This window comes from Micromonospora sp. NPDC049662 (assembly GCF_040675055.1).
Classification (GTDB): domain Bacteria; phylum Actinomycetota; class Actinomycetes; order Mycobacteriales; family Micromonosporaceae; genus Micromonospora.
Genome location: NZ_JBFAOC010000077.1, coordinates 21,898 through 28,955, shown reverse-complemented (window position 1 = coordinate 28,955; position 7,058 = coordinate 21,898). Strand labels below are relative to the sequence as shown.

The window sequence follows — 7,058 nt, the reverse complement described above, 5'->3', positions numbered from 1 at the left end:
GGGGGGGGGGGGGGCGCGGGCGGGGGGGGGGGGGGGGGGCCCGGGGGGGGGGGCCGGCCGGCGATCCCCACACCCCCCGTATCCGGTGGTCCTGCTAGTGCTTGTCGTCCTGGTCCGGGTGCGCGAAGTTGAGGTGCTCCGGAGGCAGCGGGAAGGTCACGTCGTCGCCGAAGGGCGACGGCGCGGCGGGCCGGTCGAAGGTGAGCTCGGTCAGCGGCAGCCGGCCCCGGTCGTCGACCGCCGGAGCGGTCGGGTGGGGCACCTCCCGGTCCCAGTTGACGCCGGCCTGCGCCTGCGCCTCGGCCCGCTGGTCGTGCGAGCCACCCGCGTGCGAGTGCAACCCGCCCCGAGTCGCACCCGACGACGTCGCCGAGCCCTGACGGGCGGTGGTCACGCTGGTCTGGGGCGTCTCGCCCCGACGGAAGATCTTGCTACCAAGCCACACAAGGGGATCGTACCTGCGGTCGACGACGCGTTCCTTCATGGGGATGATCCCGTTGTCGGTGATCTTGATGTGCTCGGGGCAGACCTCGGTGCAGCACTTGGTGATGTTGCAGAAACCGAGGCCCTGTTCGGCCTGTGCGTACTCCTTGCGGTCGGTCCGGGCGTCCAGCGGGTGCATGTCCAGCTCGGCCGCCCGGATGAAGTACCGCGGACCGGAGAACGCCTGCTTGTTCTCCTCGTGGTCACGGATCACGTGGCAGACCGTCTGGCACAGGAAGCACTCGATGCACTTGCGGAACTCCTGCGAGCGCTCGACGTCGACCTGCTGCATCCGGTAGTCGCCCGGGGCGACGTCCGCCGGCGGGGCGAACGCCGGGGTCTCCCGCGCCTTCTCGTAGTTGAACGAGACGTCGGTGACCAGATCCCGGATGACCGGGAAGGTCCGCAGCGGGGTGACCGTGACGGTCTCGTCGTCGCCGAAGGTCGACATCCGGGTCATGCAGCCCAGTCGCGGCTTGCCGTTGATCTCCATGGAGCAGGAGCCGCACTTGCCGGCCTTGCAGTTCCACCGGCAGGCCAGGTCGGGCGCGTCGGTGGCCTGCAGGCGGTGGATGACGTCGAGGACGACCTCGCCCTCGTTCACCTCGACCATGTAGTCCTGCAGGTCGCCGCCGGTCTCGTCGCCCCGCCAGATCCGGAACTGACGCTTCGCGCTCATCGGTTGTCCGCCTCTCCAGCGTCGGCGACGAGAGCGTCGAAGTCGGTGAGCTCCTCGTCGGTGAGGTACTTGGCCAGCTCGGCCCGGTCGAAGAGGCCGATCAGCTCCGGCCGCATCGTCGGCAGCGGCTTACGGGTCAGCTGCACGGTGTCGCCGTCCAGGGAGCAGACGAGGTTCACCTGCCGCCACTTCGGCTCCATCGCCGGATAGTCCTCGCGGGTGTGCCCGCCGCGCGACTCCTGCCGCTCCAACGCCGCCTTCGCGGTGCACTCCGAGACCACCAGCATGTTGCGCAGGTCCAGGGCCAGGTGCCACCCCGGGTTGTAGCGCCGGCCGCCGGCCGCGCTCACCTTGGCGACCCGCTCGCGCAGCTCGGCCAGTCGCACCAGCGCGTCGGCCAGCTCGCCCTCGCGCCGGATGATGCCGACCAGATCCCCCATGACCGCCTGGAGGTCCTGCTGAAGGGTGTACGGGCTCTCGCCGGTGTCCCGCTGCAACGGGGCGAGGGCGGTCTCCACGGCCGCCTCGACGGCGTCCACGGCCACCTTCGGCCGGGCGGACAGCCCGTCGGCGTAGCTGGCCGCGTGCCCGCCCGCCCGCTTGCCGAACACCAGCAGGTCGGACAGGGAGTTGCCGCCGAGGCGGTTGGAGCCGTGCATGCCGCCGGAGACCTCACCGGCGGCGAACAGACCGCGTACGTGGCCGAAGGCGGCACCCGAATCCGGGTCCACCTCGACGCCGCCCATCACGTAGTGGCAGGTCGGCCCGACCTCCATCGGTTCGGCGGTGATGTCGACGTCGGCCAGCTCCTTGAACTGGTGGTACATCGAGGGCAGCCGTCGGCGGATCTCGTCGGCGGAGCGCCGGCTCGCGATGTCCAGGAAGACCCCGCCGGCGGGGGAGCCCCGACCGGCCTTGACCTCGCTGTTGATCGCGCGGGCCACCTCGTCGCGGGGCAGCAGCTCCGGTGGACGCCGGTTGTTGTCCGGGTCGGTGTACCAGCGGTCCGCCTCCTCCTCGGTCTCCGCGTACTGCTTGCGGAAGACGTCGGGGACGTAGTCGAACATGAACCGCTTGCCCTCGGAGTTCTTGAGGACACCACCGTCGCCACGGACCGACTCGGTGACCAGGATGCCCTTCACCGAGGGCGGCCAGACCATGCCGGTCGGGTGGAACTGGAGGAACTCCATGTTGATCAGCGTCGCCCCGGCGCGCAACGCCAGCGCGTGGCCGTCCCCGGTGTACTCCCAGGAGTTCGAGGTGACCTTGTAGGAGCGTCCGACACCGCCGGTGGCCAGCACCACCGCCGGCGCCTCGAAGAGGATGAACTCGCCGGACTCGCGGTAGTAGCCGAACGCGCCCGCTACCCGGTCGCCGTCGAGCACCAACTCGGTGATGGTCGTCTCGGAGAAGACCCTGATCCGGGCGTCGTACGAGCCGAACTCGCGCTTGTCCTCCTGTTGCAGCGAGACGATCTTCTGCTGGAGGGTGCGGATCAGCTCCAGGCCGGTCCGGTCGCCCACGTGCGCCAGTCGGGGGTACTCGTGCCCACCGAAGTTGCGCTGGGAGATCTTGCCGTCCTTCGTACGGTCGAAGAGCGCGCCGTACGTCTCCAGCTCCCAGATCCGCTGCGGCGACTCCTTCGCGTGCAGCTCGGCCATCCGGAAGTTGTTGAGGAACTTGCCGCCGCGCATGGTGTCGCGGAAGTGCACCTGCCAGTTGTCACGGCTGTTCACGTTGCCCATCGCGGCGGCGGCGCCGCCCTCGGCCATCACCGTGTGCGCCTTGCCGAACAGCGACTTCGAGATGATCGCCGTCTTCTTGCCGGCGAGGCGGGCCTCGATGGCCGCGCGCAGACCGGCGCCGCCGGCCCCGATGACGACGACGTCGTAGTGGTGTCGTTCGATACGAGTGGTAGTGGTCATGTCAGGGGCCCTTTAGTTGATGAACCGCAGGTCGTTGAACCAGCCGGCCGACAGCGCCAGCACGTAGAAGTCGGTCAGCGCGAGGGTGCCGAGGGTGATCCAGGCGAGCTGCATGTGCCGGACGTTCAACGCCGAGACGACGGTCCACGCGCGGTAGCGCACCGGGTGCTTGGAGAAGTGCTTGAGCCGGCCGCCGATGATGTGCCGGCAGGAGTGGCAGGAGATCGTGTACGCCCAGAGCATCACCACGTTGAGCAGCAGGACGAGGTTGCCCAGCCCGAAGCCGAAGCCCTTGGGTGAGTGGAACGCGAGGATGGCGTCCCACGTGTTGATCAGCGAGATGATCGCGGCGGCGTAGAAGAAGTAACGGTGCAGGTTCTGGCCGAGCAGCGGGAAACGGGTCTCCCCGCCGTACTCCTTGTGACCGTCCGGGACGGCGCAGGCCGGCGGCGACAGCCAGAAGGACCGGTAGTACGCCTTGCGGTAGTAGTAGCAGGTGAGCCGGAACAGCAGCAGGAACGGCAGGGTCAGCGCGGCGTCCGGGATGATCCACCAGCCGGGCAGGAACCGGCCGAAGTGTGAGGCCTGCTCGACACACCGGTCGGTCACACACGGGGAGTAGAACGGGGTCAGGTAGTGGTAGGCGTCGACCCAGTAGTGGTCGTGCATGAACACCCGGACCGTCGCGTACGCCACCCAGGCGCCGAGCCCGATCACCGTGATCAGCGGGGCGAACCACCATCGGTCGGTACGCAACGTCTTCGCCGTGATGGCGGCGCGCGCCCGCGCCCCCCGCGGCCTCGTTGCCGTTGAAGTCATTCGAGTCGTCTCCTCGACGGGCCCGTACGGGCGGGCTGCTGTCTCCGGTCGGCACGCGGACCGGCGAACCCGCACCCGCTGCCACGTCATGCGCACACCAACGACCACGCCGGATCGACCGACGCAGCTAAGTGACACACGTTACGCCGATCTTTGCGGGCCGTCCGCGCAAGGGAGCGTCCCGTGTGTCTGGCCTGGTGAAACGCCGAGGCGCGCGGACCGTCGCGCTCCTCAGCCCGACGCGCCTCCGGTGAAGTGCCAGGACGCCAGCCGCACCGAGGGCGCCGCCCACCAGGCACCGTCCACCCGGTCCGGTTGGCGCACCGTCCGAGAACCCAGCCCGAGCACCGCGCCCGGCCCGAGCGCCCGGGGGTACGACTCGGTGAACCGCAGGTCGCGGACCGCCCGGACGACCATGCCGTCCTCGATCAGCCACACCCCGTTGCGGGTCAACCCGGTGACGACCAGGCTCTTCGGGTCGAGCACACGGGTGTACCAGAGGTCGCTGACCAGCAGCCCCCGTCGTACTCCGGCGACCAGCGCGGCCGTGTCCGCGTCGACCACCGCGCCGGCGGCCGTGCCCGTGGTGTTCCGGCCCACCGCGCTGGCCGGGCCGGCCGCCGCAGGCGAGAGTCGGAGGTTGCGGGCCATCGGGCCCCAGGTGGCGCCGCCCGCGATCGCGTGTCCGGTGGACTCCGCGCCCGCGTCGGCGGCGGTCCGCCGGTCGTGTGCGACGGCCCGCGTGGTGCCCGCCTCGACCAGGGTCACCGCCCGCCGGCCGGTGCCCTCGGCGTCGAACGGCAGGCCGGACGCGCCGAGCGGATCGTCCACCAGGGTCACCAGCGGGTCGAACTGGGCCGCCCCCGGCTCGGCGAAGGACTGCCGCTCGGCGTACCGCTTGCCGTTGAAGCCGTACCAGGACAGGTTCTGCAACAGGTCCGCCACGGCGGCCGGTTCGAACACCACCTCGTAGCGCCCCGGCGGCAACTCGACCGGATCCGCTGCCGCCTGTGCCTTCGCGGCCGCCTGCGCGCCCAACTCGGCCCCGTCGAGGTCAGACAGTCGGTCCGCGCTGTGCCGCGCGACGCCGTCCGCGCCGTCGCGGCGGGCGATGCCGTCCATCGCCGCCTCCGCCGACCGGCCGTCCGCGCTGTGCCCCGCCGAGTTCGCGAACGCCGACGAGCGGTGCGCGGTACGGCAGTACCCCGCCGTGGTGAGCGGCGCGGCGGCGGCCACGAACGCGGCCACCCGGTCGGCCCGCTGGTCCGGCTCGGCGTGGGCGGTCGCCTCGTCGACGGGCGGCGCGGCCGGCGCGGGCGTGGGCGGCACCAGGCCGGGCCATCCCGGGTCGAGCGGACCCAGGCGGGTCGCGGCCAGGGTCCGCTCGACAAGCGCGTGCAGCCCGTCAGGGGTGACGATGCTCCCGCTGCCGGCGACGGTGCGTCCGTCGAGGTGCACCCGCAGCCGGACGCCGACCGTCGACTCGGAGACGTTCTGGTGGATGGCCGAGTTGGCGAAGCGGGTGAGCGCCAGATCCGCCCGCGTCGCCACCACCTCGGCCTGCACGGCCGGGCCACCGAGCCGCCGGACCAACTCGACGACCTGCCCCGCCAGCTCCAACTCGTTCATGCTGGGCCGCCTTTCGTTCGCGACTGCGGGGCTCGCAAAACCGGCTCACTCCTCGCGCTCACGCGGACACCCCCACCCGGACGTTGCGGAAGCGGGCCGGCGCGGCCGGGTGGCCGGTGTGCCCGATCTGGCCCGGCTGGCCCTTGCCGCAGTTGGGGGTCCCCCAGGGCACCGTCTCGCCGGAGAGCATGTCCATCGAACGCCAGAACAGCGGGCCGATCCCGGTGTACGTCGGATTGCGCAGCATCCGCCCCCGCCGACCGTTCTTGATCTCCCACCCGATCTCGCAACCGAACTGGAAGTTGAGCCGCTTGTCGTCGATCGACCACGAGCGGTTGAGGTCCATCAGCACGCCGTCGTCGGTGGCCGCGATGATCTCCTCCAGGGTGTGCGGACCGGGTTCCAGGCCCACGTTGGTCATTCGCACCATCGGCAGCCGGGCCCACCCGTCGGCGCGTACGCTGCCGCCGTAGCCGAGACCGGCCACAGCCGCGGAGTCGCGACCCGCGAGCACCCCCACCCACCGGCCGTCGCGTACCGCGTCCCGCTTGACGGCGGGGGAGCCCTCGTCGTCGAAACCGAAGCTGCCCAGCGCGCCGGGGATCGTCGGGTCGATGGTGATGTTCATCAGCTCGGAGCCGTAGCGCAGCGAGCCGAGCTGGGCCAGGTCCAGCCAGGACGTGCCGGCGAACGCGGCCTCCCAGCCGAGGATCCGGTCCAGTTCGATGGCGTGGCCCACCGACTCGTGGATCTGCAGGGCCAGTTGCTCGCTGCCGAGGATCAGATCCGTCTCGCCGGCCGGGCAGGGTGGCGCGGTGAGCAGCGCCCGTGACTCCTCGGCGATCTGCGCGGCGTGCGCGGCCAGGTCGAGCGATTCGACCAGCTCCCAGCCGGTGGTGCCGTACTGCCCCCGGTAACTGGGCCAGGACCGCCGCTGCGTCTCGCCGTCGCCGATCGAGGTGGCCGAGATACCGCCGCCGCACTCGCGGATGCGCTGGTCGATGCGGTGACCCTCGCTGGAGACGAACCACTTGGCGGTGTCCCAGATCTGGTAGAGCCCCTCGGCCAGGTCCGCGCCGTGCTCGGCCATGGTGCGGGTCGCGCCGACGAGCAGGTCGCCCTTGTCGGACAGCGGAACCGCGAGCGGGTCGATCCGGCAGTCCGAGGACCAGCTCGCCGTCACGGCCTCGACCGCGACCAGGTCGACCGCGGGGCCGGGCACCCGGGCACTGGCCATCGCGGTCCGGGTCGCGCGCCGGCCGGCGTCGCGGGCGGCGGCGTCCGACAGATCGGGTACGGCGTGAAAGCCCCAGCTGGCGCCGACCAGCGCCCGGACGCCGAGCCCGATGCTCTCGTCCTGGGTCAGCTCCTCCACGTCGCCGTTGCGTGCGGTCATCGACTCGTAGCGGCGGTGCATCACCCGCGCGTCGGCGTACCGGGCGCCCGCGTCGAGAGCGGCCTGGACGGCGGCGGTGGCCGCGTCGAACTCGGTCATGCGACGACCCTAGGGCAGCGGACCGACG

General features: G+C 71.4%; 5 protein-coding genes. All 5 read right to left on the bottom strand.

Annotation, left to right across the window (positions count from 1 at the left end; genetic code table 11):
- Positions 1-94: 94 nt before the first annotated feature.
- On the bottom strand, positions 95-1,162 hold the full coding sequence (locus AB0J36_RS31845; protein WP_357126115.1) for a succinate dehydrogenase/fumarate reductase iron-sulfur subunit: 1,068 nt from the start codon (positions 1,160-1,162) through the stop codon (positions 95-97).
- On the bottom strand, positions 1,159-3,087 hold the full coding sequence (locus AB0J36_RS31840; RefSeq protein ID WP_357126112.1) for a fumarate reductase/succinate dehydrogenase flavoprotein subunit: 1,929 nt from the start codon (positions 3,085-3,087) through the stop codon (positions 1,159-1,161). The genes AB0J36_RS31845 and AB0J36_RS31840 overlap by 4 nt, the downstream gene beginning before the upstream one ends.
- 12 nt (positions 3,088-3,099) lie before the next feature.
- A complete protein-coding gene (locus tag AB0J36_RS31835; RefSeq protein ID WP_357126109.1) occupies positions 3,100-3,906 on the bottom strand; it encodes a hypothetical protein in 807 nt (268 codons plus the stop codon).
- A 231-nt stretch (positions 3,907-4,137) separates the two neighbouring features.
- A complete protein-coding gene (locus AB0J36_RS31830; RefSeq protein WP_357392357.1) occupies positions 4,138-5,535 on the bottom strand; it encodes a metallopeptidase TldD-related protein in 1,398 nt (465 codons plus the stop codon).
- 58 nt (positions 5,536-5,593) lie between these two features.
- Positions 5,594-7,030 (bottom strand): TldD/PmbA family protein, encoded by a 1,437-nt coding sequence (locus AB0J36_RS31825; RefSeq protein WP_357126103.1) that lies wholly within the window; start codon positions 7,028-7,030, stop codon positions 5,594-5,596.
- Positions 7,031-7,058 lie beyond the last annotated feature (28 nt).

Excerpts from the sequence above, each read along its gene's own strand:
- AB0J36_RS31845 (WP_357126115.1), bottom strand. The coding sequence starts at position 1,162 with ATGAGCGCGAAGCGTCAGTTCCGGATCTGGCGGGGCGACGAGACCGGC.
- AB0J36_RS31840 (WP_357126112.1), bottom strand. The coding sequence starts at position 3,087 with ATGACCACTACCACTCGTATCGAACGACACCACTACGACGTCGTCGTC.
- AB0J36_RS31835 (WP_357126109.1), bottom strand. The coding sequence starts at position 3,906 with ATGACTTCAACGGCAACGAGGCCGCGGGGGGCGCGGGCGCGCGCCGCC.
- AB0J36_RS31830 (WP_357392357.1), bottom strand. The coding sequence starts at position 5,535 with ATGAACGAGTTGGAGCTGGCGGGGCAGGTCGTCGAGTTGGTCCGGCGG.
- AB0J36_RS31825 (WP_357126103.1), bottom strand. The coding sequence starts at position 7,030 with ATGACCGAGTTCGACGCGGCCACCGCCGCCGTCCAGGCCGCTCTCGAC.